The organism is Pirellulales bacterium, assembly GCA_019636345.1.
In the GTDB taxonomy this organism is placed as follows: Bacteria; Planctomycetota; Planctomycetia; order Pirellulales; family Lacipirellulaceae.
Genome location: JAHBXQ010000003.1, coordinates 320584 through 346491, shown reverse-complemented (window position 1 = coordinate 346491; position 25908 = coordinate 320584). Strand labels below are relative to the sequence as shown.

The 25908-nt window shown below is 67.7% G+C and carries 23 protein-coding genes; 10 read left to right on the top strand and 13 right to left on the bottom strand.

All coding sequences use genetic code 11. The annotated features are described in order from the left end of the window. Positions 1 to 53: 53 nt before the first annotated feature. From KF688_09160 to KF688_09150, 3 genes are all read left to right on the top strand, one after another. Positions 54 to 542, top strand: a complete 489-nt coding sequence (locus KF688_09160) for a pilus assembly protein (GenBank protein MBX3425836.1) — start codon at positions 54 to 56, stop codon at positions 540 to 542. Positions 543 to 602: 60 nt separating this feature from the next. After that, positions 603 to 1124 carry a pilus assembly protein gene (locus KF688_09155; protein MBX3425835.1) on the top strand — a complete coding sequence of 174 codons (522 nt, stop codon included), beginning with the start codon at positions 603 to 605 and terminating at the stop codon, positions 1122 to 1124. An 80-nt stretch (positions 1125 to 1204) separates the two neighbouring features. Next, positions 1205 to 2962 (top strand): VWA domain-containing protein, encoded by a 1758-nt coding sequence (locus KF688_09150; protein ID MBX3425834.1) that lies wholly within the window; start codon positions 1205 to 1207, stop codon positions 2960 to 2962. 331 nt (positions 2963 to 3293) lie between these two features. Here the strand turns inward: KF688_09150 and KF688_09145 are convergent, their stop codons facing one another. From KF688_09145 to KF688_09125, 5 genes are all read right to left on the bottom strand, one after another. Beyond that, on the bottom strand, positions 3294 to 3701 hold the full coding sequence (locus KF688_09145) for a GlsB/YeaQ/YmgE family stress response membrane protein (GenBank protein ID MBX3425833.1): 408 nt from the start codon (positions 3699 to 3701) through the stop codon (positions 3294 to 3296). Positions 3702 to 3869: 168 nt separating this feature from the next. Beyond that, complete coding sequence (locus KF688_09140; protein MBX3425832.1) at positions 3870 to 5240, bottom strand: hypothetical protein; 1371 nt, start codon at positions 5238 to 5240, stop codon at positions 3870 to 3872. Positions 5241 to 5348: 108 nt separating this feature from the next. Beyond that, positions 5349 to 6596 carry a tetratricopeptide repeat protein gene (locus KF688_09135; protein MBX3425831.1) on the bottom strand — a complete coding sequence of 416 codons (1248 nt, stop codon included), beginning with the start codon at positions 6594 to 6596 and terminating at the stop codon, positions 5349 to 5351. Positions 6597 to 6745: 149 nt separating this feature from the next. Beyond that, positions 6746 to 7957 carry a hypothetical protein gene (locus KF688_09130; GenBank protein MBX3425830.1) on the bottom strand — a complete coding sequence of 404 codons (1212 nt, stop codon included), beginning with the start codon at positions 7955 to 7957 and terminating at the stop codon, positions 6746 to 6748. A gap of 418 nt (positions 7958 to 8375) precedes the next feature. Then, the gene (locus tag KF688_09125) at positions 8376 to 9458 is read right to left on the bottom strand and encodes a hypothetical protein (protein MBX3425829.1); all 1083 of its coding nucleotides are present in this window, start codon (positions 9456 to 9458) and stop codon (positions 8376 to 8378) included. 117 nt (positions 9459 to 9575) lie between these two features. Here KF688_09125 and KF688_09120 point away from each other — a divergent pair, with 117 nt between their 5' ends. Then, positions 9576 to 10307, top strand: coding sequence for a lipoate--protein ligase family protein (locus tag KF688_09120; GenBank protein ID MBX3425828.1), 732 nt, complete (start codon positions 9576 to 9578; stop codon positions 10305 to 10307). A gap of 52 nt (positions 10308 to 10359) precedes the next feature. Next, complete coding sequence (locus KF688_09115) at positions 10360 to 10938, top strand: NUDIX hydrolase (GenBank protein ID MBX3425827.1); 579 nt, start codon at positions 10360 to 10362, stop codon at positions 10936 to 10938. Between the two features lie 174 nt (positions 10939 to 11112). On the opposite strand, the gene KF688_09110 is transcribed toward KF688_09115, so the two are convergent. Both KF688_09110 and KF688_09105 read right to left on the bottom strand, forming a co-directional pair. Next, positions 11113 to 11337: a hypothetical protein gene (locus KF688_09110; protein MBX3425826.1), complete on the bottom strand. Its 225-nt coding sequence runs from the start codon at positions 11335 to 11337 to the stop codon at positions 11113 to 11115. A 673-nt stretch (positions 11338 to 12010) separates the two neighbouring features. After that, the gene (locus KF688_09105) at positions 12011 to 13207 is read right to left on the bottom strand and encodes an inositol-3-phosphate synthase (GenBank protein ID MBX3425825.1); all 1197 of its coding nucleotides are present in this window, start codon (positions 13205 to 13207) and stop codon (positions 12011 to 12013) included. 311 nt (positions 13208 to 13518) lie between these two features. On the opposite strand from KF688_09105, the gene KF688_09100 reads away from it, so the two are divergent. The 4 genes from KF688_09100 (at position 13519) to KF688_09085 (ending at position 20071) form a co-directional block, all read left to right on the top strand. Then, on the top strand, positions 13519 to 14709 hold the full coding sequence (locus tag KF688_09100; protein MBX3425824.1) for an aspartate/tyrosine/aromatic aminotransferase: 1191 nt from the start codon (positions 13519 to 13521) through the stop codon (positions 14707 to 14709). A 116-nt stretch (positions 14710 to 14825) separates the two neighbouring features. Continuing rightward, positions 14826 to 16319, top strand: a complete 1494-nt coding sequence (gene glgA / locus KF688_09095; GenBank protein MBX3425823.1) for a glycogen synthase GlgA — start codon at positions 14826 to 14828, stop codon at positions 16317 to 16319. 96 nt (positions 16320 to 16415) lie between these two features. Beyond that, complete coding sequence (locus tag KF688_09090) at positions 16416 to 17381, top strand: DUF4931 domain-containing protein (protein MBX3425822.1); 966 nt, start codon at positions 16416 to 16418, stop codon at positions 17379 to 17381. Positions 17382 to 17881: 500 nt separating this feature from the next. Next, entirely contained in the window at positions 17882 to 20071 is a 2190-nt protein-coding gene (locus KF688_09085; GenBank protein MBX3425821.1) for a DUF1926 domain-containing protein, read from the top strand. Positions 20072 to 20153: 82 nt separating this feature from the next. Here KF688_09085 and KF688_09080 read toward each other — a convergent pair whose 3' ends face one another. Beyond that, complete coding sequence (locus KF688_09080; protein MBX3425820.1) at positions 20154 to 21491, bottom strand: NAD(P)-binding domain-containing protein; 1338 nt, start codon at positions 21489 to 21491, stop codon at positions 20154 to 20156. 189 nt (positions 21492 to 21680) lie between these two features. Between KF688_09080 and KF688_09075 the strand changes: the two genes are divergently transcribed. After that, positions 21681 to 22268, top strand: coding sequence for a helix-turn-helix transcriptional regulator (locus KF688_09075; protein MBX3425819.1), 588 nt, complete (start codon positions 21681 to 21683; stop codon positions 22266 to 22268). A 43-nt stretch (positions 22269 to 22311) separates the two neighbouring features. Here the strand turns inward: KF688_09075 and KF688_09070 are convergent, their stop codons facing one another. From KF688_09070 to KF688_09050, 5 genes are all read right to left on the bottom strand, one after another. Beyond that, entirely contained in the window at positions 22312 to 22527 is a 216-nt protein-coding gene (locus KF688_09070) for a hypothetical protein (GenBank protein MBX3425818.1), read from the bottom strand. Next, positions 22524 to 22868 carry a hypothetical protein gene (locus KF688_09065; GenBank protein MBX3425817.1) on the bottom strand — a complete coding sequence of 115 codons (345 nt, stop codon included), beginning with the start codon at positions 22866 to 22868 and terminating at the stop codon, positions 22524 to 22526. The genes KF688_09070 and KF688_09065 overlap by 4 nt, the downstream gene beginning before the upstream one ends. 168 nt (positions 22869 to 23036) lie before the next feature. Beyond that, positions 23037 to 24197, bottom strand: coding sequence for a hypothetical protein (locus tag KF688_09060; GenBank protein ID MBX3425816.1), 1161 nt, complete (start codon positions 24195 to 24197; stop codon positions 23037 to 23039). Between the two features lie 84 nt (positions 24198 to 24281). Beyond that, positions 24282 to 24755: a DUF2190 family protein gene (locus tag KF688_09055; GenBank protein ID MBX3425815.1), complete on the bottom strand. Its 474-nt coding sequence runs from the start codon at positions 24753 to 24755 to the stop codon at positions 24282 to 24284. A 177-nt stretch (positions 24756 to 24932) separates the two neighbouring features. Further along, complete coding sequence (locus tag KF688_09050; GenBank protein MBX3425814.1) at positions 24933 to 25883, bottom strand: hypothetical protein; 951 nt, start codon at positions 25881 to 25883, stop codon at positions 24933 to 24935. Positions 25884 to 25908: the final 25 nt, after the last annotated feature.

Genomic DNA, 25908 nt, shown 5'->3' with positions numbered 1-25908 from the left:
CGATCGAAGCCGACCGCTGCGCGAAGCGCGACTCTTGCCCAGGTCGCCGAACGATGGTGCTCCGTCTCGCCCACATCCGCCGCGCTCGGCGCTCCTCGCGCCGCGGAACCACGGTCGTCGAGACGGCGTTCATCTTGCCCGTGTTCATGTTCCTGGTGTTCGCGCTGATCGAGTTCGGCCATGCCCAAATGGTGACCAACGTGCTGAACAGCGCGGTGCGCGTCGCGGCCCGGATGGGCGCCACCGAGGGAACGACCACGGCCAACGTGACCGCGCGGGTCAATCAGACGATGAATTCGGCGATCAAGGCGGGCGCGACTTCGGTGTTCGTCAAGGACGCCAGCGCGTTCGACTCGGCGAACCCGCCCGCCGCGACCGGCGCGGGGATCGAAGACTTGCCGAACCTGGAGGTCTCCGCCGCCGAACCGCGGCAGATGTTCGTGGTTCGGGCGCGGGTCGCTTACAACGACGTCGCGTTGGTTCCGATGCCCTTCATGAACGGCGTGGTGCTGCAGGCCCAGTCGTTTATGCGTCACGAGTGAATCGCCGCACCCCCGGCTTATAACCCCGCATTCGCCCTCCCCCGTTCCGGAGCGTTCGTCATGGACCCCCTCGCCTCGAACCGCCGCGTCGTCGGCCGCAATCCTCGTGCCCGTCGCCGCCTTGGGTCCGACTCGCGCCGCGGCGCGGTGGCGGTCGAGTTCGCCTGCGTGGCGCCCCTGCTCTTGGGGCTGATCGTGGGAGTGAGCGAATTGACGCGGATATACGAGGTGCAGAACGTGCTCGAGTCGGCCGCTCGCGAAGGCGCCCGGTTCGCCGCGCTCGACCGCGACGGCATGCTCCTCCCGGGCCAGACCGCCAACAACAAACTGGTCAGCGACGTGAAGAACTTTCTCGCCACGATGGGCTTCGACAAGAACGACGTGGCCGTGGCCGTCGTCAGGGCGAGCGATCCCTCGCAAGCGTTCGATCTGGACGACCCCGCCAACGACATGGAACTGTTCAAGGTGCAGGTGTCGATCCCCTACTCGAAGGTTAGCTACACCCCCGTCGCACAGGACAGCGACTACGCATTGTCGGCGGCGATCACGTTCCGCAACGGCCGCGCCACGTTGTCGGATTGATCGCCCGCACGCCCCGAGACTTGTTGCCTCGTCCCTCCCTCGCCGCCTCGGCCCCTCTTTCGCTCCCGGAGATCGCTGCCATGATCGCCCTTCGCCCTCGCCTTGCCGGACCTCCGCCGCAACCCTCGCGTCGCGGGGTGATCGTGGTTCTCACGGGCTTTTGCTTGTGTGCGCTGTTCGCGTTCGTCGCGCTCAGCGTCGACACGGGCCGGATCGTGCTCACTGAGACGCGGATGCAGAACGCGGTCGACGCAGCCGCGCTGGCCGCCGCGCAGGAAATCACCGCGGCCGTTCACGCGGCAGGCCAGGGCCAAGGCCCCGCCAACATCGACGCCAACTCGATCGCCGTCGCCGCGGCTCGGCAGATGGCCGCGACCGTCGCCGCCGCCAACGGCGTGTTCGTCGATCCCGACGGAGACGTCAATTTCGGCAAGCGGGTCTACGACGCCGGGACCGGAACCTGGCCGATCCAGTGGAACGCCTCCCCGTTCAACGTGGTGCAAGTCGTCGCGCGGCGGACCAACGCGGACACGACCGCCCAGGACGGCGAGTTGCCGCTGGCGTTCGGCTTCGCGGTCGGTCGCTCGCAGGTGCCGTTGCAGACCTCCGCGACCGCCTTCGTCGAGGCCCGCGACATCGTCGTCGTGCTCGACGTATCGGCCTCGATGAACGACGACAGCTCGCTGATCAGCTCGCTTGGTCAATCGCAAGCCGAGCAGTTGCTCGACGGCATGTGGAATTCGCTGGTCGCGGCGAACCCCAAGTTCCCGGGAACTTCGCAGGCGAAGTTCCCCAGCACGGGCTTCGGACAAGTAAAATCGTACTACGGCACGTACGTGTCGAGCACCGACACCGCGACGATCCTCAGCACGCTGCAACTCAACCAAAACGCGAGCGGCGTGCGGAAGTTCCCCTTCCCGCAAGCAGGGCGGTACAGCAACGGCTCGCCGAAGAACAAGCCGTCGAACTCCGCCAGCGACACCCTGTGGAACGGCTACATCAACTACGTGAAGGGGCTGAGCGGCACGTACAACCGCCGCTACGGCTATCGCACGCTGATGGACTATCTGCAGGCCCAGCGGTTCGATCCCAGTCAGTCGGAGGACCTGTGGCGTACGCCCCACTATCCGTTCCACGCGGTGAAGAACGGCACGTCGCTGTTTCTCGACTTCCTCAATGATCTGGAATTCGGCGACGAGGTCGGCTGGGTCGCCTACGGCCAATGGGCGGTGCAGCAGAAGACCCACGCCGACGGCGAGGTGAACATCGACGTCTCGGCCGACCCCATCACGTCCGACTATGCCACGATCGACGCGATGCAACGCCGCCATCAGGCGGGCGAGTACAACGGCTGGACCGCCATGGGCGACGGCATCCTGAAGGCACGCGAGCTGTTGGTCGGCGTCGCCAGCGATCCGAGCGACACCGGCCATGTCCGCTACGGCGCCCGCCCGACGATGCTCGTCATGACGGACGGCCAAACCAACCAGCGGCCCTCGGGCTGGAGCCTGCCCGGCAGCTTCAAGTGGAAGGACTGGACCGACTTCGACGGCGACGGCACGGCCGACTACACGACCAGCGACGTGAACAAACAGTACGCGTTCTGGGAAGCGACCGAGGCGATCAAGCGCGGGATTACCATCCACACGCTCGCCGTGGGGCAAGACGCCGACCGCAACCTGATGCAAGCGATCGCCCACGCCGCCGGCGGGGTGTACATCAACGTCCCCGGCGGCAGCACCGTGGCGACCATGGAGTCGCAACTGCTCGAGGCCTTCAGCCAGATCGCCTCGAAGGTCCCGCCTGCGAAGCTGGTGTACGAGCTGTCGGCGCCGTAGCGCTGCCGCTGGGAACGAGGCCGCAGGAGTTTGCGGGGACTCGCCGCGGCGAACCGCCCGGACGCCCTGCGGCCTCGATCGCTTGGGGGGCTCGACTTCAGTGAGTCGGCCGGCTCCTTCTGCTGACATTCCCCTCTGGCGGCCGGCAGCGCATGTCGACGGTTTACGTGTCCTGAACCATCGCAAGCCTGTCGGCCGCCGCTGGGAAGCGGACGCGACGCTGCAGTTCGAACGACCGACGCTAGCCGCAGGTGATACGAAATCGGCGCCGGCAATTCGCCAGACTCGGCTCTGACATCCCGCGGCTCAGTCTCAAGCCTGGGGACAAGGCTTAATCCTCATACACCGCCGAGTCGTAGCGGCGGCGGCGGGCGTAGCCCGAGCGGCGGCGGTGGGTGCGGGTTACGTACTCCCCTTCGATGAAGTAGTACCCTCCCAGCAGCTTGTAGAAAAACAGGATGATCAGCGTGCCGACCGTGCCGACGATCATCCCCAAGGGGCTCACCGGGACGATTCGCTGCCCGTTGTTGAAGAAGCTCATGACGCCGCACCCCATGACGGTGCCGCCGATCCCCATGAGCACCGTGGCGATCGCCCCGCCGGGATCGCGCCCCGGCATGATCCCCTTGGCCAACAGGCCGATCAGCGTGCCGAATCCGATCCAGGTCAGCACGTCGTTGACCACCTGCTGGGCCGAGTCGTTGAGGACGATTCCCTGGGCGGCGTCGAATCCGTTCATGGCGGCGCTGGCGGTTGAGGGCTGACGGGGCGACTGCTTGCGCGGGGCCCGCGCGAGCAAGCGCCGCGGAATGTAGCCGCCGCCAGCGATCCGCCGCAAGAGAACCTTGCCGCTAGCACGCGTCGAATCGTTTGCCGGGGCGTCGCCCGACGAGCCACTCCGGTCCGCTCACCCCGCCGCTGCGCGGCGACGCTGCCGCACCTGCCACCACCCCTCGGCCACGCGACTCAGCGCAACGCGGTCCTCAAGGCTCGGCCGATAGATCGTCAGCAACAGCAGCGGCAAGTACCACGCAATGAACAACCCGCCGTCGTGTGCGTGCCAGAACTGGACCCCCAGCATGAGCGCCGCCGTACCGCTGACCAAGTGCCCCAGGTTCTTTGGCTCGGGCCAGGCGATGAAGCTGAACGCCAGCGCGACGAACAACGCCAGGATCGGCAACCGGTACCAGCCGTCCCAGAACTGCCAGATCCCCATCGTCGGATTAATCGTGGGGACGCGCAGGCCGAACATTTGCATGAAGTGGTCGCGGAACACGTCGAAGCTGCCGTCGATCAGCGCGGCCACGATCACCAACACGGCGATCGCCAGCAGCACGCCGCCGGCGAACCGCTTGACGCCGCGGCGCCAATAGAAGCTGCACCAGAGCGGCAGCAGAAACACCGGGTAGTAGATCATGCCGCTGGCGAGCCCCAGCAACACGCCCGCGGCGATCGGCCGCCGGTAGAGCGCCACCGCCCCCACCAACAGCGACGCGGGCAGCACGTGCCGCACGTCGCCGGTCCACAGGGCCGTGTACGGCAACAGCAGGTACATGGCCGCGGCGGCCAGCCCTGCGGCCCCGTTCTCGAAATGCCGGGCCCCGATCACCAGCAGCCCCGTGACGATCGACACCTGCGACAAGATCGCCATCACCCGGGCCGTGGCCTTAAGCACCTTGTTCTGCTGCAAGTCTTCCGCCGTGTCCGACTCCGTCGGCGGCGCGGGGCGCGACGTCCCGCCGGCGATGACCTTCTGCGTCGTGATCCGCGGCATCAGGTACAAGAGCCAATAGCCCGGGCCGGTCGTATCGAACGTCGCCTCAAGCTCGTCCGACTCCTGCCCCTCGCGAATCGCCGCGGCGGTGCGCCCGGGCGAGACGTCGCCGAGCTTCGGCTTGCCGGTGACGATGTTCGCCATCAGGAAAAAGAGCAGCGCCCCGCCGAGGAACCCCAGTCCTGCGGAGTTCAGGTTCGGCTCCAACAGCGGCCGCCGCACGAACGCCGGATCCACCAGCAGGCGGATCATCAACAGCACGCCCACCGCGTGGAGCCACATGAACCCCAGCTTGAGGATCCGCGTCGCCTCGACGTTCTCCAACCCGTACTGCGTCAACAGCAGCCCGGGCGCCAGGGCGATCAAGAGCAGCAGATCGAGATTCCGCAGGCTCCAAATCCGCGTGAACTTGAAAAACAACGCCAGCATCAGCAGCGACGACAAGTACGCCCAACTGGTGGGGTTGACCTTCTCGTAATGGAAAAGGATGTCGCTCATGCCGATCGACTGCCAACGGGCAAGAAAACTCGCGAACTTACGTCAAGCGATGTCCTGTGCTTATCGAGGTTTCGGCGCCGGCCGTCAACTGCAAAGTGCAATTGGCACAAGATGTTACGTCGGCGGCGGGGCGTCGCCGAGACGCGCTCGAGCCGCGTCGGCCCACCGGCTCTCGGGCGCCAACGCCAGAAACGCCGCCAAGTGCCGCCGCGCCTCGTCGTGACGATCGAGTCGCTCCAGCGCCCCGGCCAGATGATAGTGCCCGTCCGCGAAGTCGGGTTCCATGTCGAGCACCCCCGCGAACGTCGCGACGGCCAGTTCCAGGTCTCCCAATTCGGCCAGCACGCACCCCAAGGCCGCCCGGGCCTCGACGTACTCTTCGTCGAGTTCGAGAGCCGCGTAGTACCGCTCGCGCGCCGCCGACAAATCGCCCCCCTGGTACAGCATGTCGGCCAGGGCGAATTGCCGCTCGGCAGTCGGCCCCGCCGCCAGCAGCAACGTGCGATACGCCTCGGCCGCCTCGCGAAACCGCCCCGCGCGCTGATGCTCCAGCGCCTCGAGCTCCCACTGCTCGACGAGCGACTGCTCCCCTTCGCTCGACCCGCAGGCCGCGAGCGCCGCCGCCGTGAGCGGGATGCTCACCACCGTCGGCGCATCGTTCTCGGACTCGTCTGCTGCCGCATCGGTCGCGAAGTCGAAGCGCCGCTGGCCGTGCAGTTCGACCAATTCGTCCCCCCGCCGCATCAGCAGGCGACGATCGGCCACGACCAACTCGTCCGCCAAGTCGGCGTCGGCCAGCTTGCCCAGCGAGGCCAATTGGCGATCGACCACGTACAGCGAGCACCCGGCGCGATGCAGTTCGGCCAATCGTCGCGCCACGGCGACCGCGGCGAAGTCGAAGTAGGGCAACCGTCGCACGCACCGCGCGGCGACAAGCGCCCCGCGCCGATGCCAATGCCGCACCGCCGCGGCGGGGACTTCGAGCAGTTCGGCAAGCATGACCGGCGTGTACAGTCGCCGCTGGGCGAGTTCCTCGACGAGCCCCAGCCGCTGCCACAATTGCGATTCGTGAACCCACTGCACCCGACCCGTCGCGACCGAGGCGGCGACGACGTCGCAATGCTTGAGCCGCTCGATCGCGGCGGCCAGGTCCCGCTGATGATCGCCGACGACGACCAGGGTGGTCGTCGGATGATGCGGCTCGGCGACGGCCCCGCCGGCGGAGACGACGAACTGGCCCGCCTCGTCGTGGGTCATCCCCAGCAACCGGCCCACGAACCCCACGACCTCGCCAGCCAACTCGCCCGGTTGTGCGGAATCGCCGTCAGGGTGCGTTTCGAATGGAGCGTCGTCGGGGACCATGACGCACAGGCGCACAAGTGGACAAGTTCGGGACTGCTCCCGACAAGTGTCCAGCGCCGCCCGCAGCGAGTCAACGCACCGCGCGTCGCGCGACGGGGATGCCGTCGATCCCGGAGCCGATGAAGGGAATCGTCAAGAACGCTCGACGTTTACCTCGCCGCCACGAGCTTGGGCTCGTCGGTCGGCGCCTCAACGGCCGCGCTCGCGCCGCAGCAGGGCTGGTCGATCGGCACTTTGTGCATGATCGTCCGCGGGACGCGGTACTTGTACGTCACCGGTTCCTTGCGGCATACGGTGCGCGGCACCTGCACCGTGGTCTGCTTCTCGACCATCTTGCAGACCCGCACCTCGACCGGCTCGACCCGCTCTTCGGTGACCCACCGGCAGGTGACCACCGGAATCTGGCGAACCCGCTCCTCGGTCACCATCCGGCAGACCTGCACGGGAACCTTGTTCTCGACGCGCTCGACGACCTGTCGGCAGACCGTCACGGGGATCTCGCGGACCTGTTCCTCGGCGACCATCTTGCAGGTCCGCACGGGAACCTTGCGGCACACTTCCTCGGGGACGTACCGGCAAACTTGCACGGGGACCTTCTGGACGACCTCCTGCGGGCAGAGCTGCGTCACTGGGTACTGCACGGGAACCACGTTCGGCTTCCACGCCTTCTGCACCACCGGTTGCGGGGGAGCCTGCACGTTGGCCCAGGCGAGCCCCGGACGTTGGTATTGCACGAGCCCGCTCGCCGGGTCGACAACCTGCGAGGCGGGCATCCGCACCAGCCCGGCGCGCTGCGGCGGGGCCTGGACGTACGACACCTGATCGACCCAGCAACCCTGGTCGACGTAGCGCGTTTCGTACCGCGTCACCGGCTGCATCACCGTATACCGGCGCTCCTGCTCGACCGTCTCGGTCACGGGACGCATGACGGTGTACCGCTCCTCGCGCTCGGCGGTCTCCCACACGGGGCGCTGAACGGTGTACCGTTCCTGCCGCGTCGTAGTTTCGTACACGTTGCGGACGACGTTGTAGCTTTGGTCGCGCAGTTCGGTCTCATAGACGGGACGCTGCACGACGTACCGCTCTTCGCGGGTGTTCGTTTCGCGGACCGGTCGAGCGACCTTGTAGCGCCGCTCGCGCGTCTCGGTCTCCCAGACGGGAACCTGCTCGGTGAGCGTGCGCTCCTCGTACACGGTCTCGTTAACGAGCTTGTACGCGGTCGCTTCGCGCTCTTCGTAGACGGTCTCGTACTGGATGCGATATTCCTGCCCGCAGCATTGCGACCAGGCGACCCCGGGGGTCGAGAACGTGGAGCAGAACGTGGCCGCGAGCGCCAGCCGACGGGCCCAAATGGCTTTCATGCGAGTCACCTACTGGTAGCGCGAGTGAATGAGCGGAGGAGACGCGGCCGCGCAACGACGTGAACGCACCACTGGCGTTTACGCACGTCCGGCCCGACAAGTTCCCCTCTATCACAGTGTTGCTCGCCCGCGGCGCCAGGCAACTCGCCTAGCGGGCGTTTTTATCGCTAGCACCGGGCCAAAGGGGCTCCGCAGCGCGGGTTGCGCCGACTGGCGAACCGTTGCGCTCGTTCCATCGGACACCCCCGCCGACGCCCCCGCAACTCTCGGGGCTCAAGAAGCCGAAAGTCGCGCGCCGCTACAACCGGCGCCGGCGGAATAATCGGAACAGATTCGCGCAATCGAGAGCGGGAAAGGCGAGTGGTCGCTTGCGACCGGCGACCGAGCGGGGCGACGCTCCGCGTCGATCAACCGCCGATCACCGCCCCGCCCGCCGCAATTCGCCCAACACCTGCTCGGCCGCCTTCACGAGCGTCGGCGAGACGCGGCCCGGGGCGGGGATCTGCGGCGCTGCGGCGATCAGCGTCTCGAGCCCCGAAGCGAGCTTCTCGAACTTCGCGTCCGGGTTCTGCTCGTGCAGCGTTCGGGCCGACTTCACCGCGTTGATGAGAATCATGTCCCGCTTCTCGGCCCGCGCGACTGCGAGCGCCTCGGGCGTCACCTGATCGTTGAACGGCTGCAGCGTCGCGACGCTTCCCTGGATCGCGTCGAGATCGAGCATCTCGGCCACCGTGTCGACCGCCGCCAAGTTGCCGGTGCGCGCCAAGCCGTTCGCCGCGTTGTAGCGCGCGTCGGGATAAAAGTCGTCGAGCAGCTTCACCAATTCGTCCGTGTAGCGGGAATCGGCCCCGGGGACGCTCGCCAGCACCCCCAGCGCGAACGCCGTCTCGCTCCGCAGCGCGTCGTCGTCCGGTTGGTTCGCCGCGGCGATCAACACGCCGGCCAAACCGTCGAGTTCCAGCGCCTCGGGAGGCTGGCGGTCGGCGAGCGTCTGCGCGAGCACGGCCAACGAACCGATCGCCTTGCGACGGATCGACGGCTCGGGATCGTTCTTCGCGGCGTTCACAAGCGCGAGCGCCCCGTCGGTCACGCTGAACTCGCCGAGAAATCCGCACAGCAAAGTGCGCATGCTGACGCTCGCGTCGCCGTCGTCCCCGGCCGCGACCATTTCATCGAGCAGCTTGCCCAATGCCGCAGCCAACTCGGCGTCGGGCTTCACGTCGGGATACCGCTCGGGCATCCGCAGCATGTCGGCCAGGTCGTTGGCCACCTGGAACCGCGACGGGTTCTGCGACCGCAGCCGAGCCACCACGTCGTCGGGGGCGAGCTGGTCGCGCCGCGCCAGCGAGTTGATCAACAGCCACGCCCCCACGATCGCCGCGACGATCACCGCCGGGATGATGAACAACTGCATGATGAACGCCCCGCTGGGGGCTTCGACCGGCGGCAGCAGTTCGTCGACGCCGACTTGGGGGGGGATTTTCTCGGGGTCGTCGGCCATACTGAGGGACGCTTTCTGGCAAGAGCGGGGAATCCGTCGAGTGTAGATGCTGCCCGGAGAGGGTCAACCGGCCCCTGGCACAACGCTTCACCACAGAGCACGCGAGTGCGTTCGCCGATGCGGCATTTGCCCCTCACGCTCGACTCGCCCGCGGCGAATCTCGCCCTGGACGACGCCCTGCAGGACGAGGTCGAGGCTGGCCTGCAGGGCGAGGGGGTGTTGCGAGTTTGGGAGTCGCCCCGCCCGGTCGTCGTCCTGGGACGCTCGTCGCGGGTCGACCAGGAGGTGCGGATCGACGCCTGCCGACGCGACGAAATTCCGGTGCTGCGACGCACGAGCGGCGGGGCCGCGATCGTCGCCGGCCCGGGGTGCCTCATGTACGCCGTCGTGCTCGAGGCGTCCGCCGCTCCCGGGCTGCCGGCGATCGACGTCGCCCACAAGCTCGTGCTGGAGCGGATCGCGGCGGCGCTCGCGCCCCAGGTCCCTGCGATTCGCCGCTCCGGGACCTCGGACCTGGCAATCGCCGCCGGCGACGCAACGCCGGTGAAGGTCTCCGGAAACAGTCTCCGCGTCAGGCGGCAATCCGTCCTCTACCACGGCACGCTGTTGTACGATTTCGACGTGGCCTGCATGGGGCGCTGGCTCGCCGAGCCGCCGCGTCAGCCGGAGTACCGCAATCGCCGCTCGCACGACCAATTCGTGACGAACCTGCCGCTGAGTCGCGCGGAACTGGTCGAAACGCTCGCCACGGCGTGGGGCGCCGTCGAACCCCTCCCCGACTGGCCCCGCGAGCGGACCGCCGCAATTGTCGCCGAGCGCTACGCCCGGCCCGACTGGACCATCGCCTGACGCCCGCGCTCATGCCCTGCCCCCCGACCTCTCGCCTCTCACGTCCGCCGCCATGCATCGCCGCGATCTCTTGGAGTTGCTCGATCGGTACGAGACTCGCTTTCCGGAGGAGCGCACCGTCGCTCAACGGATTCACGCCCTTGTCACGGAGCACGCCGATTGCTTTGAGCGGACCTGCCGGCCCGGGCATGTCACGGGGTCGGCGTGGGTGACGACCCCCGACGGATCCCAGGCCCTGTTGGTGCATCACCGGAAACTCGGCAAGTGGCTCCAACCCGGCGGACACGCCGACGGCGAGTGCGACGTCCCGCAGGTGGCCCTTCGCGAGGCGATCGAGGAATCGGGGCTCGCCGAGTTGAAGCTGTTCGCCGAGGGCGAAATCGTGCCTCTCGATCTCGACGTCCATGAGATCCCCGCGCGGCGCGACGCCGAAGGCCGGCTGATCGAGGACGCCCACGAGCACCACGACGTCCGATTCCTGATCGTCAGTCCGACAGCCGCGGCGCCGACCCTGAGCGACGAGTCGCACGCCGTGCGGTGGTTCACGGCCGCCGAGCTCGTCGCCACGACCGACGAAGAAAGCGTCCTGCGGCTGGCCCGCAAAGCGACCGTGCTGCTCGCCGGCCGCTGAGCCGTGCCTGGTGCGCAGGACATGAAACCGCACGAGTCGTCCGGCAAGCGGCTCCACATTTTCGAAGGGCGCAAAGAAAAAGCGGTCGCGCGGCGCTTCGCAAGGAAGCGCCGTCGACCGCTTGTGTCGTTTCCCCTTCGCAGCGCCTCGACCAGCGAGGCGCGAGCGACAAGCTTACTTGGCGGCCGGAGCAGCCGGGGCGGCCTTCTTGGTGGCGGCCTTCTTCTTCGGGCTCTTCTTGGCAGCCTTCTTCGGAGCGGCCTTCTTGGCGGCCTTCTTCTTCGGGCTCTTCTTGGCAGCCTTCTTCGGCGCGGCCTTCTTGGCAGCCTTCTTCTTCGGGCTCTTCTTCGCGGCCTTCTTGGGGGCGGCCTTCTTCTTCGCAGCTTTCTTCGCAGCCATAGCCTTACGGCTCCTTCCCTGATAGCGCCCAAGGGTGAAACACAAGCTCTTCCCCCTGGGCGCCGTAGCAAGACGGGGGAACAGCAGAACTAGAAAATGTCGAAGTGCAGCGGGGGCGATACGCCCGGATCGGCGGACTTCGATGACTCCTCAGAAACGCCGCGTGCGCGTCACGCGTTGCGGCAAAGGGGGCGGCGTTCGGCCGGGCTCCGCAGAACAGGGCGGAATAGCTCCGCCGGCCGATCAATCACCAATTCCGTTAAGTGACGCCTGAGAGAAAGGGATCCAAAGGGCAACAGGACAAGCCGTCGGTCGTCGCGAAATGATTGGTATGAATCTCGAAGCGAATCGTATGAAGCGAAACGAACGGTGCGATCGACAGGGCTCGTCTGGCTGCGGTCAGGAAACTCGCCGTAAGCGATATTCCTTATTCGTCCGCTTCCATTGCGCGCATTGAACCAATTTTCTGAAACTTTCGTCAAGTGGAGTTTGAAGATTTGTGGCGAGGAGCGGGGAGCGGGCGGTCGGCAGGGAGTGGTCGCTTGGAGCCAAGCGATCGATTGAGACGAAGAGTCGGCGATCGCGCGAGGAGTCTTGCGCCTGCGACGCGCGTCGCGACTTGCCGATGGCGGCCGCTGGCCGAGTCGCCCGCCGCCGACAACCCGCGACCCTCCTACCGACTCCCCGCGGCCCACTCATGCAGCGCGCGGACCTGGTCGGCGAAGGCGTGCGGGGCGGCGCCCAGGGGGCTCTTGAAGAAGCTGGCCAGGGGGGTGATCGCACCGACCTCGCCCCGCCGCCGGGCGTGGATCGCCAGCCGCGCCAGGTCCAACACCAGCGGCGCCGCGAGCAGCGAATCGCACCCCTGCCAGGTGAACTGCAAAGTCATCGGAGTCCCCAAAAAACCCCGGAAATGGACGTGATCCCAGGCAGTTTTCCAATCTCCCAGGCTCGCGATGTACTCGATCGAAATATGAGTCTGCGGGGCGTAGCCCAGGATCTCGCTCAAGAGCGCGTCCTTGCTCTTGAGCTTCGCCTCCTTGTTGGCCGGGTCGTCGAGGACCCGGCCGTCGAGGTTCCCGAAAATGTTGTGACCGACCCAGCTCATCACCTCCAGGCGCCGCGCCGCGAACATCGGCGCCAGCACGCTCTTGAGCAAGGTCTCGCCCGTCTTGCCGTCGCGCCCCGCATGGCACGTGCCGCGCCGCCGGGCGAGCTCGTCGATCCCCGCGGGGGTCGCCCCCAGCGACGGGGTGAAGTTGACGTAGGGGTGCCCCGCGTCGAGCGCCGCGATCGCGTACAGCGAACTGGCCGGCAGCGGACACGCCGGGGCGTCGAGCAGCGTCTCGACCTCGGCCCAGGTCCCCGGCCAGCTTTCCGGGGGAAGCGCCGCTTCGGTCGAGGCGAGGTTCAACACCACGACCGTCTCCAACTCGTGCCGGCGACGAAAGTCCGCCAGATCGGCCTGAATCCGGGCGATCGCGTCGCGGGGCCCTTCGGCCCGATTGATCTCGGGGCCGGCCAACTCGGCGATCCGCGGGCCGACGTTCCACGCCACGCCGGGGCGGATTTCTCGGTCCGCGGCGGACAGGTCGTCCTGAACCTGCGCGATCGTCGCGGGGTCGATCACACGGCTGTCGCGATGAAGCCGGTCCAGCTCCGCGGCGAGGGTGGTCGCGCGGATTTCGTGCCCGCCGACGACGAAATCGCCCCACTCCGGCAACGGCAAATCGGCCAGCGGCGGCGCGGCGGTCGCCAAACCGACGCCCCCCGTCAGCCCGCGACTCAGCGCCGCCAACCCGGTGATCGTCGTCACCGCGACCCCGCCGCGGGCCCCGATGAGCCACAGACCGACGCGCGACGAGGGCAGACCCGCTTGCACCACCACCAGACTCCCAACGGAGAGAATGATCCCCCGTCGCGGGCGCCGGAAGCCCTCCGCCGAGCGCGGGCGGGGCTTTTATCGCCCCGGCGGGGGACCTATGCTTAACCGCTGAAATTGTCGCACGCCCCGCGTCAGAGGGTCAACCGGGCAGATCCCGCAAGGGCGGTGTGACATCGCACGGCCGGGGGGCAGGGACGCTCGAACTGGCCGGGGGCGGGGACGCCCCGGCTCGCGATGCGCATTGAGTCGCCTCTCCCCCTCTGAACTTCGACCACTCACCTCCGACTTCTCCCCCCATGTTTGAATCCGTCGAGCTTGCTCCTCCCGACCCCATCCTCGGGCTCAGCGTCGCGTTCAAGAACGACCCGCGCCCGGAGAAGATCAACCTCAGCGTCGGGGTCTATCAGGACGAGTCGGGGCAGACGCCCCTGCTGGAGACGGTGAAAATCGCCGAGTCTCTGCTCGCCGCCACGAGCTCCAGCAAGTCGTACCTGCCGATCTCGGGTTCGCCCGAATACTGCACGGCAGTCGCCGAGTTGGCGTTGGGCAAGGGACACGAGGCGATCGCCGGCAAGCGGATCGCATCGGCCCAAACGCCGGGGGGAACCGGAGGACTGCGCGTCGCGGCCGATCTCGTCAACGCGGTTCTCCCCCAGGCGACCGTCTGGCTGAGCGACCCCACCTGGCCGAACCATCCCAGCATCTTTGCCGCCGCCGGCGTGCCGACGAAGACCTATCCCTATTTCGACGCGGCGGGGAATCGACTCGACTTCGAAGCGATGCTCGCGGCCATCGGCCAGATGCCCGCAGGGGACGTCCTCTTGCTGCACGGCTGCTGCCACAACCCAACCGGCGCCGATCCGACCCCGGCCCAATGGAAGGCGATCGGCGACGCGGTCGCCAAGCAGGGGGTGCTGCCGTTGATCGATTTTGCATACCAGGGGTTCGCCGACGGCATCTCCGAGGACGGCGCGGGGTTGGCGGAGCTTGCCCGCCCCGGCGCCGAGCTGCTGGCGGTGTCGTCGTTCTCCAAGAACTTCAGCCTGTACAAGGAACGGGTCGGCGCGGTCATGGCCCTGGCGCCCGACGCGAAGGCGGCCGAGGCGGTCCAGTCGCAACTCAACAAGGTCATCCGGGCGAATTACTCGAATCCCCCGGCGCACGGCGCCGAGGTCGTCACGACGATCCTCCGCGACCCCGACCTGCGGACCCAGTGGGAGGGGGAGGTCGCCGCGATGCGTTCCCGAATCAACGGCATGCGGCACGCCCTGGTCGACGCCCTGGCGGCGGCCGGCGCGCCGGGGGACTACTCCTTCATGACCCGCCAGCGGGGGATGTTCTCCTTCTCGGGGCTCACGAAGGAGCAGGTCGCGCGGCTCAAGGACGACTTCGCGATCTACATCGTCGGCTCGGGACGGATCAACGTCGCCGGGCTCACCCCTGCCAACGTGAGGCGCGTCGCGGAGTGCATCGCGAAGGTCGTGTGACGGAGTCAGCGACGCGTGAGTGTTGATCGGCCTTGAAAGGGCGAGCGGCGACAGGCAGCTTGCGCGGCCACCCGCCAATTTCCTCCGACCCCGGACCTCCTGCGACTCCCCCCGCCATGAACATCCTCTTCGCCACGACCGAAGCGGCGCCGTTCGTCAAAACCGGCGGACTGGGCGACGTCTGCGGAGCGCTCCCCGCCGAGTTGGCCCGACTGGGACACAACCCGACCGTCATCCTCCCTGCCTTTCCGCAAGTACGGCAGGCCGGCGTCCCCGTCGAGCACACCGGCGTGTCCTGCGACATCCCCGTCGGGCAGAAGACGGTTCGCGGCCATTACCTGCGGGCGACGTTCCCCGGCACGCAGGTCCCCGTGTACTTCATCGAGAACGCCGACTACTTCGACCGGCCGCAACTGTACCGCGAAGACGGGGAAGACTACCGCGACAACTGCGAACGGTTCATCTTCTACAGCCGGGCGGCGCTCGAGGCGATTCCGCTGTTGGGACTGGAACCGGACCTCGTCCACTGCCACGACTGGCAAGCCGGGCTCATCCCCGCGTACCTCCGCACGCTGTACGCCGACCGGCCCGAGTTCGACGGTTTGCCGTCGCTGCTCACGATCCACAACTTGGCCTACCAGGGGACCTTCTGGCACTGGGACATGGCCCTCACCGGGCTCGACTGGAAGTACTTCAACTGGCGGCAGATGGAGTACTACGGGAACCTCAACTTCCTGAAGTCGGGCATCGTGTTCGCCGACGCGCTGACGACCGTCAGCCCGACCTACGCCAAGGAGATCCTCCATCCGCCGCTCAGTTGCGGGCTCGAGGGCGCGTTGCAGCACCGCCGCGACGTGCTGGTCGGCATCATCAACGGCGTCGATTACGAAGTCTGGAACCCGAAAACCGACGAGTTCCTCGCCCCGGCTCACCGGTACGACGCCGAGTCGTTCACCGCCGGCAAGGCCGCCTGCAAAGACGACCTCCAGCGCCGCTTGGGTCTGCCCGTGCGGCCGCAGGTCCCGCTCTTGGCCGCAGTGGGTCGGCTGGCCGACCAAAAGGGGTTCGACCTCATTGCCCGCGTGATGAAACAGTGGGCCGTCCAGGTCGACGCCCAGTGGGTCATCCTCGGCACGGGCGAACCGCGGTATCACGAAGTCCTGTCGCAGCTCGCCGCGGCGCACCCCGATCGGGTCGCCGTGCGACTGGAATTTTCCAACGAGACGGCCCACCGCATCGAAGCGGGGGCCGACCTGTTCCTCATGCCCAGCCAGTACGAACCGTGCGGGCTCAACCAACTCTACAGCCTCAAGTACGGCACGGTTCCCGTCGTTCGGTCCACGGGGGGGCTGGCCGACACGGTCGTCAACGCAACCCCCGAGAATCTCGCCGCAGGCACGGCCACCGGCTTCGCGTTCGAAGACTACACTTCGCTCGCCCTGGCCGAGACGCTGGAATACGCCTGCCGGGCGTACGCCGACCCGGTCGTCTGGAGCCAACTGATCCGCACCGGCATGCAGCAAGACTGGTCCTGGACCGCCAGCGCCCGCGCCTACGCCAAACTCTATCAGGAAACCCGCGATCGTTCGGTGCTGGCGGCGGCGGAGTGAGAGCGGACGGCCGGCGACTGGCGTAGATCAGCTGCCTCCGCGCCGACCTGCTCTCCGCCATTCGCCGCTCACGAACTAGCGCTCGCCTCTCTCCCCATGCCTGACCTTCGCCTCGACCCCGTCACCGGCCGGCGCGTTTACGTCGCCGAGGAACGCGCCGGCCGGCCGCATGATTACGACGAGGCCGCGGGGGAGGAGCGGGTCGAGTCCCCCGCCGCGCGGCGCGAGCACTGCCCGTTCTGCGCCGGGCACGAACACATCACCCCCGACGCCGCAGCCGAGGCCCTGGGACCCGACGGACGATGGCGGGTGCGGGTGGTTCCCAACAAGTACCCCGCCGTGGCCGCGACCGGCCCGGCGCGCGGCGTTCACGAGGTGATCGTCGAGTCCCCCGACCACGTCGCGGAACTCGGCGAGCTGTCGGCCGAGCAGTTCGCCGCCGCGCTCGCCATGCATCGCGATCGCCTGCGGGCGTGCTCGCGGCGGTCCGACCTCGCCGCGGCGATCATTTTCAAGAACTCGGGCCACCGGGCCGGGGCGTCGCTCGAACACATCCACAGCCAACTGATCGCCTTCCCCGAGGTCCCCGAGCAACTGGCCGTCGAGGTCGCCGCAGCCGCGGCCCATCGCACCGCGACCGGCCGGTGCCTGTTCTGCGACCTCGTCGAGCGCGAGCTGGCCGCGGGGGAGCGATTTCTCTGCCGCCACGAGGGCTTCGTGGCGCTGGCCGCGTATGCGGGGCGCCAGCCGTTTGAAACCTGGATCCTGCCGGCCGAACACGCCGCGGACTTCGCCGCGCTGGACGACGCCGGCTGCCGCGCCGCGGCCGAGTCGCTGCAACGGCTCGTCGCGGCGCTCGTGCGGGTCTCGCCGGGAGCGGCCTACAACCTGATCCTCCACACGGCGCCCTTTGCCAGCAGCGGGGAGCCGCACTTCCACTGGCACTGGGAACTGATCCCGCGGCTCTCTCACTTCGCCGGCCTGGAACTGGGAACCGGGGTCTACGTCAACCCCCTCGCCCCCGAACGCGCCGCCGAACAACTGCGTGCGGCCCTCAAGTAACGCGAAGGTCTCGTGGCTCGCTTGCGCCTCCGGCGCTGCCCGGTTTCAGGATTCACCGGGAATCCCGGATCTTCGCAGAGGGTGCAGAGGGTTCGGACGACAACTCAGGACCAACGCGTTGCTCGCAGCCCGCAACGAGCATTCGCGCGATTCGCGGGTTCCGGCGCCCGGGTGCGAGGGCGTCAAGCCGCGCCGATCTCGTAAACTGGGCCGACTTCGGAACCCTTCTCGCTTATGCCGGATCGACCGGGCGCAGCTTCGTTCTCGCCCCGTTCTTTCCTATAATCAGGCCCGCTCTCGACTAGCCTCCGACCGAGAAACCGGCAATCCTAGTACGACAGCGCCGAACTGCGCACCACGAAGGGTCCAGCGGATCGGAACGACGCACCTCGGGACCGATCCCCGCGATGCGGCGACGATCGGTCCCCGCCGGTCGCTCCCCCCGATCGTGGCCCCCCCGTCGCCAAGCCGTCCGCCCCACGACTGCCGAAAGCCCCGCGATGTCCCAGCATCCCTTGCGACTCGTCCTGGTCCTCCACAATCACCAGCCCATCGGCAATTTCGACGGGGTCTTCGAGCAGGCTTACCAGGACAGTTATCTGCCGTTTCTCGACGTATTCGAACGGTACGAGTCGCTGCGGATCGCGCTCCATACGAGCGGCTCGCTGATGGAGTGGCTCGACGCAAAGCACCCCGAGTACGTCGACCGACTCTCCCGACTCGTCGCCGCGGGTCGGTTGGAGATCGTCGGCGGGCCTTACTACGAACCGATTCTGCCGATGATCCCCCCCCGGGACCGTATCGGGCAGATCCGGCTCTACACCCAGTGGTTGGAAGATCGGCTCGGCGCCAAGGTCCGCGGCATGTGGATGCCCGAGCGCGTCTGGGAGCAGGCGCTCACGTCGAACGTCGTCGACGCGGGGATCGATTTCACGCTTCTCGACGACTTCCACTTCAAGAAGGCCGGGTTCGACAGCGAGCAGTTGGAAGGCTACTTCGTCACCGAAGACGACGGCCGCGTGCTGCGGGTCCTGCCCGGCAGCGAGCGGCTCCGCTACCTTATCCCCTTCCAGCCCGCCCACGAGACGATCAACTATCTCCGCGAAGTCCACCAGCGTCACCCCGGCGCCGTCATGGTCTTCGGCGACGACGGGGAAAAATTCGGCACCTGGCCCGGAACGAAAGAGCACGTCTACGACCGCGGCTGGCTCGACCAGTTCTTCACCGCGCTGGCCGAGAACGGCGACTGGCTCAAGGTCACCACGCCCAGCGAAGCGATCGAGCACGTCCCCCCCTTGGGCAAGATGTACATCCCCGAGGGGAGCTACCGCGAGATGACCGAGTGGGCCCTCCCTGCGGCCAAGATCAACCAGTTCGAGGACGTCCATCACGACCTCGCCGAAGCGGGCAAGTGGGACGCCGTCGCTCCGTTCGTCCGCGGCGGGTACTGGCGCAACTTCAAGGTCAAGTACCCCGAAACCAACGTCATGTACGCCCGGCAGCAGATGGTCAGCCGGCGCCTGCAGGAGATGGTCGACGCCGGCGCCGAGGGGGATCTGATCGACTACGCCCGCCGCGAACTGTATCGCGGACAGTGCAACTGCAGCTACTGGCACGGCGCGTTCGGGGGAGCCTACCTGCCTCACCTCCGCAACGCGGTGTACAACCACCTGATCGCCGCCGAGAACCTGCTCGACCAGTACGAGGGCCGCGGCTGGCAGGCTGACCAGCAACCCTGGGTCGAGATCGCCGCCGAAGACTACAACCTCGATGGTCGGCAAGAGGTGCGCCTCGCCAGCAACAAGCTGACCGCCCTGGTCGCCCCGGCCGAGGGGGGGCAACTCTACGAACTCGACGCCCGGACGATCTGCCATAACCTGGGGGCGACTCTCGCCCGTCGGCCCGAGGCCTACCATCGCGCCGTGCTGCGCGGTCCGTCGGCCGCCGGCGGCGACGTGGCGAGCATCCACGACCGCGTCGTGTTCAAGCAGGACGGGCTCGACCAGCGGCTGGGATACGACCCGTACCAGCGGAACTGCCTCGTCGACCACTTCTTCGCGGCCGACGTCTCGCACGCCGACGTCGCCGCGGGCCGGGCCCAGGAGTTCGGCGACTTTCTCCGGGCGCCGTTTCACGCCAAGCTCCGGCGCAGCGACGATCGGGTCCAGGTGCAACTGACCCGCGAAGGGCGCGTGTTCGAGCGCCCCGTGAAGATGACCAAGGGGATCACCCTCGGCATGGCTGACGCGACCCTCGATATCGCGTACTACCTGGAAAACGTCCCGGGAGACGTGGGCTTGCATCTCTGCCCCGAGTTCAACTTCGCCGGCCTCCCCTCCGGCGCCGACGATCGCTACTTCCTCGACGCCGCAGGGAACCGCCTCGGCCAACTCGGCCGGCAGCTCGATCTGCAGGGAGTCACCCGGATCGCCCTGGTCGACGAGTGGCTGGGAATCGAAGCGGGCCTGTCGTTCGACGCCCCGACCGCGGTCTGGACCTACCCGGTCGAAACCGTCAGCCAGAGCGAAGGAGGCTTCGAACTGGTCCACCAATCCGTGGCGGTCGTCCCCCATTGGATGGTCGTCCCCGACGCCGACGGCCGCTGGAGCACCACGCTGCGCCTGACCGTCGACACCCGCCGGGCCCTGGCTCGCATGGGGCAGCATTTGACCGAGGTTGCGGCGTCGTGACGATGCGGAATGGGTGATGCGCGATTGTCGATGTCAGGAAGCGGTCGCCGCTGTCCCGGACCTCGGCAATCGAACGTCCCCGTCAAACATTCGCGAGCCGTTTGATCCACCGCTGCAACTGCCGGCGATAGCCGTAGTGCTCGACCTCGAGCCGATGCCGCGGCGAGTCGAGGTATCGCACTCCCCCGCCGGGGTTCCAAGCGTTCGCCGCGCGCGCTTTCTCGAACCGCGCAAGCCCGGCGGGCGCCCGCTTCAGCGACGCCCGCTGCACGGCGTTCAAGTACCGCGCCGCCAACCGCGCTTGATGATCGACAAGCCCCCACTGCCCGCTGTCGGGCTGGATGAGCCCGATCACGAACAGGTCGTCCCTCGTCGGGTGGAACACGTTCAAGAACAGCCGCGGCGCCCCGTCGCGCCAGCACAGCACGTCCGGCTCGACGAACGGGATCGTCGCCTTGAACCCGGTCGCGTAGATCACGAGGTCGACCTCGTCCGTCGTGCCGTCGACGAACTCGACCCGCCGTCCGGCGAACCGCTTCACGTCGGGCCGCAACACCAGCCGCCCGTGGCCCACGTGGTGGTGGATCTGCGAATTGATCACCGGGTGCGTGGAAAACAGCGGGTGATCCGGCCGCGGCACGCCGGTGCGCCACGCGGGGCCGTGCACGACGTGCTCGACGACGCTCCCCGCCAGACGCCGCAGCCACAACGGCAATCGCAGCCACAGCACCAGTTCGTTGCACTGGTCGATCGGCTTGCCGCGGAAAAATTTGGGCAGCACGTGGTAATTGCGCCGCCGGCTCTGGATCGCCGCGTCGGCGTGGATCGCCGCCTCGCACGCCAAGTCGCACCCGCTGTTGCCCCCGCCCACGACCAGCACGCGCTTGCCGCGCATCGCGTCGGGGGTCTTGTACTGACACGAGTGAAGCGCCTCGCCCGTAAACTCGCCCGGGCAGTCGGGAAACCGCGGGTCCCAATTGTGTCCGTTGGCGATCACCACCCCGCGATACCGCCGTTCGCGCCCGTCGGCCAGGCGCACCAGCCAGCCGGCGCCCGCGTCGCCCAGCGGCACGGCCCGTTCGACGCTCGTGTTGAACTCGATGCGCTCTCGGAGACAAAACCGATCGGCGTAAGCCCGCAAGTACTCGAAGGCCTGCCGATGGCTGGGGTACTCGGGGTACTCCTCCGGCATGGGGAAGTCGACGTACTCGGTCAGCGTCTTCGACGAGATCAGGTGCGTCGAGGCGTAGACGCTGCTGGCCGGCTTGCCGTAGTACCAGTTTCCGCCGACGTCGTCTTCGCGCTCGAGACAGTCGAACGGAATCCCCGCCTCGCGAAAGTTCTTCGCAGCAGCGAGCCCAGAGCTGCCCGCCCCGATGATGCAGAAGCGATCTGCGGTGGAACTGTCCGGGTCAGGCATCGCAAATCTCGGGGAAATGGCGGCTCCCGGTAGTTTGGGGAGTTGACGGGCGACGCCGCTACGTGTACATGTGTTTATATTCGCTCGAACGTCAATCGGCACGTCGCTTTCCTCGGCCGCCACGCCGCAGTCAGCTCGCTCCGATTGCCCGAGCACGCCCTCCGAAAGGCCCAGCGCACCCGTCCTGCCATGTCCGCCGCAACGTCTTCCGGCTATCTCCACGGCCGCCAACTTCGCCGGCTCATGGCCGAGCAGGGGCTCACGCAGCGCGACGTGGCCGCTCTGACCGGCGTGGCGCCGCGCACCGTGCAGTCGATTGTCGAGGAAACGGCGCGCCCTCACCCGCGCACGCTGCAGAAGCTGGCCGCGGGGCTCGACGTATCGATCGACGAACTGTTCGCCCCGCGATCCTCCGCAGCCGCGGCGTTCGATCGCCGTACGAACCCCGCGGTCGCCGAGGCGATCGCCGCGCACCCGGAGCTGTTCCGCGATTGGACCCCGGCCGAGTTCGACGAGCTGTTCAGCCGCGTCGCGGTGGGGGGCGAGCAGACGGAATCCGGCGCGCTGGCCGCCGCCGCCGCGCTCAACGACCGTCGCGAGTTGCTGCAAGCCGTCGCGCTGCTGTTGGAAACCGACCAGGCCGACCTCCTGCGCGACTTCATCGCCCTGCTCCGTCGCCGCGCCGAACTCGCCCCGACCGAATCAACCGCCAAGGATCCCCCGAACGCGAGAAGGAACCCGCGAAGCGGCGCGAACGATCGCGAATTGCGCGTCTGACGATGCGATCCCAAGCCGAAGCGTCCGGCAGGTCGCAGTCCGTCTACGTCGTCCCCTGCGAGCGGATCTCGAACGGCCGTCGCGCGGCGAGTTGGTCGCCGCACCACTCGATCGTTCGCTCCAGCCGCTGCACAAACGCGCTCCAAGCGACGACCTCGCCGTCGACTGCGTACGACGGCAGCGGATCGTCGTGCAGCGCGGCAAGCTGCGCCAGGGCGAGGCTGCGGATGGTCTGCAATTGCTCGACGTCGACGGTCATCGCGTTGATCTCCCGAAGTGAAAGCGAATCGTCAGCGTACGTCCGTTGACGGCCGTCAACTCGTACTCGGCGACGAACCTCGCACGATTCGCGCCGCCGGGCTCCTCCGGCTCCAGTTCGATCGCGTGACGGAAGTTGTAGCCGTACCGATCGACGGTCCATCCCGGATCGCATTGCAGCTCGTCGCTCAGCACGCGCGTGCTGACAAGCAACCGCCAATCGTCTCCGCGGCGGTCCGCGCACCGTTCGTCTCCAGTGGGAATTCGTCGCAGCCGGTATCGCACATGCGTCACGTCGACGACCGTCGTCGGCCGTCCGCTGGTCGTCGTCACGCGCGCCATGACGACGAGGCCCCCAGGCTGCCGGCGGGCCGCTCTCGGTTCTGCCGTCGCTGATCTCATGGAGCCTCTCCGTAAACGACGCCAGCTCGATTCGGAACCATGACGCCGCGCAGCCGCGACGGGTCGCTCGACAAGCCTTGCCGAGCGACCCGTGCGCCGTCGCCCGTGTCATCCGGTGCACTTCACCACGTACCGCGGGTTGAGGACCGCCGCGGCGCCTCGCTCGCTGGCCTTGAACCGCAGCACGACGTCGTTGTTGAAGTCCGCCTCGCTCCCCAGCGGCGCCTGCGTGACGGTAATCGGCCAGTTCTCCATGTACGCGAACGCCTTGCGGAAATCGCCGATGAACCACCACTTCTTGGCGTCTTCCGCCGGCACCCCCGTGGCCACGATCCGCCGATACGCCAGCCGGCTCTCGACGACCCGGTACTTGCCCAGCGGGTTGGCCGCGGTCGTCGTCGTGCCGCTCCCCGACGCCGCGTACGAGATCTCCGCTGCGTTGAACACCCGGTGCGCTGCGTGCCGATACGCCGGCATCACCAGCACGTGGGTCGCGCTGATCAGCACCGGCTCGCCCGTCGTCGGGTCGGTCATCTCGGCGAACAACTGCTCCGCCGCGTCGACGTCGGTCCAATCCTCCAGCTCGTTGTCGGCCAGTTCGTTGGTCCACGTTCCGCCGGAGTTGTAGGTGTCCAGCGCCTCGCCGTTCTGGCGGTAGGCGTTCGTCGTGCCGACGATCAGGTCGAGCAGCCGCTTCTCCTTGTTGAGCCCCAGGATCTCGCCCACCTCGGCCGCCCGGCTCAGCACCAGGTGCGTACGATCGAAAAAGATCGCTTCCTTGGTGACCGGCACGATGAACCCGCGCTTCGCGGTCGCCGGGGTTTCGATGTAATCCTCGCCGAAACCAAGATTCGGGAACGGCATGCCGGGATGCACCTCGTCGATCTCGGCGGCGACGTGCCCGACCGTGGGAATCTTCTCCCCGTCGAGTCGGGTGGGGATCGTCTGCACCAGCTTCGACGCGACGAACGCGTCCTGCGCGTACGCCTCCTGCACGCGGGCGTAGATCACCTGGCCGGTGACGGTCAGAAACGCCGACGCATCGACGCCGTCGCTTGCTTCAAGCAGCGTCGTCGAGCCTCCGCGCCGCGGGTCGAGCATGCCGACCCACTCGCGCCCGTCGGCAATCAACGCCTCGGCCAAGTCCCGCAGGCTGAAATCCTCGGGCGCCAGGTCCCGGTTCTGCAGCGCCTCGGACAAATGCCGCACGGTCTGGTCGGGCCCGTCGAGATCGTACCGCCGCTTCAATTCACGATAATTGAGATTCACCGTCAGGGTTCCTTGGGAAAGGGGGGGAGGGGTTGGGGCGTCAGGGGTCAAGGGGCGGGTCGCCAACGGCGCAACGGCTCGCGCTCACGCCATCGCCTGCGGCCCTCCCTTGAGCGTCGTGCTGACGACGTCGACCAGCACCCGCGTCGACGCTTCCACGGCGGCCTTGGCGCAACGGCCGATCGCGAGATTCGGCGTCGCCACGGCGATCACCTGCTGCGACTCGAGCTGCGAACCGGAGCCGTCTTCGTCGATCCCCACGAGCGCGCCGACCGCGAAGGGCGCCTCGACGGCGTCGAACTCGAAGACGCCGCTCGTGGCGATCCGAATCGCGTCGACGCTCCCCGCGGGCGAGCACTGCATCGCCACGCCGACGAACGCGTCGTGAAACGCCTCCTGGTTGGCCGCCTTGGTCCCCGCGTCGGCCAGCGCCGTCGCCGGCAGCGCTTCGCCGTCCGACTCGTAGACCAAGTCGCCGATTTCCACCGTCAGGTCCTCGGGAACGCGCATCACCACCGGGTTCGTATCGCCGTAACGCCATCGCATGATGTTGGCCATCTTCGGTTGCTCCTAGAATTGAGAGGGGGAGAACGGAATCGAGATTGAGTTGGCATTCGCTTGGGGAACCGCGAACGTCGCGAACGTCCGCGCACGAAAGGTGCGACCCGAGCCCCGGCCTCGCTGTCGCCCTTCCGCGGCATTCGCGGGCGCTCGAGACAATCGGACGCCGGTCAATCAGCGCCCGCGAATCGCACGCACGAAATCGGCGACCGTCGCGACCTTGTCGAGGGACCGCCGCAGAGCCAGCCGCTGCTCGACGCTCCGCGGGGCCGGTCCGTCGCCCCGCCGCTTCGCCGCGAGGCGGCCGGCCTGCTCCTCGACGAGCGCCGTGAATCGGGCTTCGTCCTCGAGCCCCAGCAGCGTCGCCAACAGCGACTCGCCGACCTGCTGCGCCAGTTCCCGATCGTCGTGCGGGACCGCCGCCCCGCGCCGCGCCAGTTCCATCGCGACGACGCGCCGCCGGCGCTCGCTGCGGGCCTCGACGCGAGCTGCAACGAGCTGCTCCTCGACCGCCGACGAGCACTGTCGGCGAATCTCGTCCAACAAATCAGGCCGATGCGTCGCCAAGACGGCCAAGGTGAGCGCGTCCCACGTCGGCGGCAGGTCGACCTCGCTCGCGCCGACCGCGACGTCTTCGCCCGCCTGCTCGAACAGCCCCTCGGTCGCCGCGGGGTCGGCCACCAAGTCGACGCTTTGCACCCGCGTGATCTCGTCAACGATGGCGGCGTCCCCGTCGCGAACCACGCGGGCCAGCACGTTGTGCGAAAAGCCGACGTTCCGCGGATTGTGCACCGCGTCCCACGCCAGTTGCTCGGCCAAGGCGTGCTTGGGGTTGAACTGCAGCGTGCCGAACAACCCTTCGTCGGGGCGGAACTCGACCTCGCGAATCACCCCCAGCCGGTCGCGATAATCCCGCGGCGCCAGCGGTCCGTCCTTCGGGTGATTCACGTTGACCTTGGCGCCCTCGTACAGCGCCGCGGCCCGCTCGAGCGCCTGCGGCCTGTACCGCCGACCGTTGCGCGACTCCAGCCCGATCAGTTTGACGCCGCGCAATACGCCGGCGTCGCGATCGACCCGCAGCGCAAGGCCGCGCGAATCGACGAACTCCTGCAACATGTCTGCCATGGAATGGTTGCTCCTATGTCGTGGG

Bases quoted from the DNA above. Each gene is read 5' to 3' on its own strand.
- KF688_09125 (MBX3425829.1), bottom strand. From the start codon at position 9,458: ATGGCCGACGACCCCGAGAAAATCCCCCCCCAAGTCGGCGTCGACGAA.
- KF688_09160 (MBX3425836.1), top strand. From the start codon at position 54: ATGGTGCTCCGTCTCGCCCACATCCGCCGCGCTCGGCGCTCCTCGCGC.
- KF688_09135 (MBX3425831.1), bottom strand. From the start codon at position 6,596: ATGGTCCCCGACGACGCTCCATTCGAAACGCACCCTGACGGCGATTCC.
- KF688_09100 (MBX3425824.1), top strand. From the start codon at position 13,519: ATGTTTGAATCCGTCGAGCTTGCTCCTCCCGACCCCATCCTCGGGCTC.
- KF688_09085 (MBX3425821.1), top strand. From the start codon at position 17,882: ATGTCCCAGCATCCCTTGCGACTCGTCCTGGTCCTCCACAATCACCAG.
- KF688_09050 (MBX3425814.1), bottom strand. From the start codon at position 25,883: ATGGCAGACATGTTGCAGGAGTTCGTCGATTCGCGCGGCCTTGCGCTG.
- glgA (MBX3425823.1), top strand. From the start codon at position 14,826: ATGAACATCCTCTTCGCCACGACCGAAGCGGCGCCGTTCGTCAAAACC.
- KF688_09075 (MBX3425819.1), top strand. From the start codon at position 21,681: ATGTCCGCCGCAACGTCTTCCGGCTATCTCCACGGCCGCCAACTTCGC.
- KF688_09145 (MBX3425833.1), bottom strand. From the start codon at position 3,701: ATGAACGGATTCGACGCCGCCCAGGGAATCGTCCTCAACGACTCGGCC.
- KF688_09070 (MBX3425818.1), bottom strand. From the start codon at position 22,527: ATGACCGTCGACGTCGAGCAATTGCAGACCATCCGCAGCCTCGCCCTG.
- KF688_09120 (MBX3425828.1), top strand. From the start codon at position 9,576: ATGCGGCATTTGCCCCTCACGCTCGACTCGCCCGCGGCGAATCTCGCC.
- KF688_09065 (MBX3425817.1), bottom strand. From the start codon at position 22,868: ATGGCGCGCGTGACGACGACCAGCGGACGGCCGACGACGGTCGTCGAC.
- KF688_09155 (MBX3425835.1), top strand. From the start codon at position 603: ATGGACCCCCTCGCCTCGAACCGCCGCGTCGTCGGCCGCAATCCTCGT.
- KF688_09110 (MBX3425826.1), bottom strand. From the start codon at position 11,337: ATGGCTGCGAAGAAAGCTGCGAAGAAGAAGGCCGCCCCCAAGAAGGCC.
- KF688_09115 (MBX3425827.1), top strand. From the start codon at position 10,360: ATGCATCGCCGCGATCTCTTGGAGTTGCTCGATCGGTACGAGACTCGC.
- KF688_09080 (MBX3425820.1), bottom strand. From the start codon at position 21,491: ATGCCTGACCCGGACAGTTCCACCGCAGATCGCTTCTGCATCATCGGG.
- KF688_09090 (MBX3425822.1), top strand. From the start codon at position 16,416: ATGCCTGACCTTCGCCTCGACCCCGTCACCGGCCGGCGCGTTTACGTC.
- KF688_09150 (MBX3425834.1), top strand. From the start codon at position 1,205: ATGATCGCCCTTCGCCCTCGCCTTGCCGGACCTCCGCCGCAACCCTCG.
- KF688_09055 (MBX3425815.1), bottom strand. From the start codon at position 24,755: ATGGCCAACATCATGCGATGGCGTTACGGCGATACGAACCCGGTGGTG.
- KF688_09130 (MBX3425830.1), bottom strand. From the start codon at position 7,957: ATGAAAGCCATTTGGGCCCGTCGGCTGGCGCTCGCGGCCACGTTCTGC.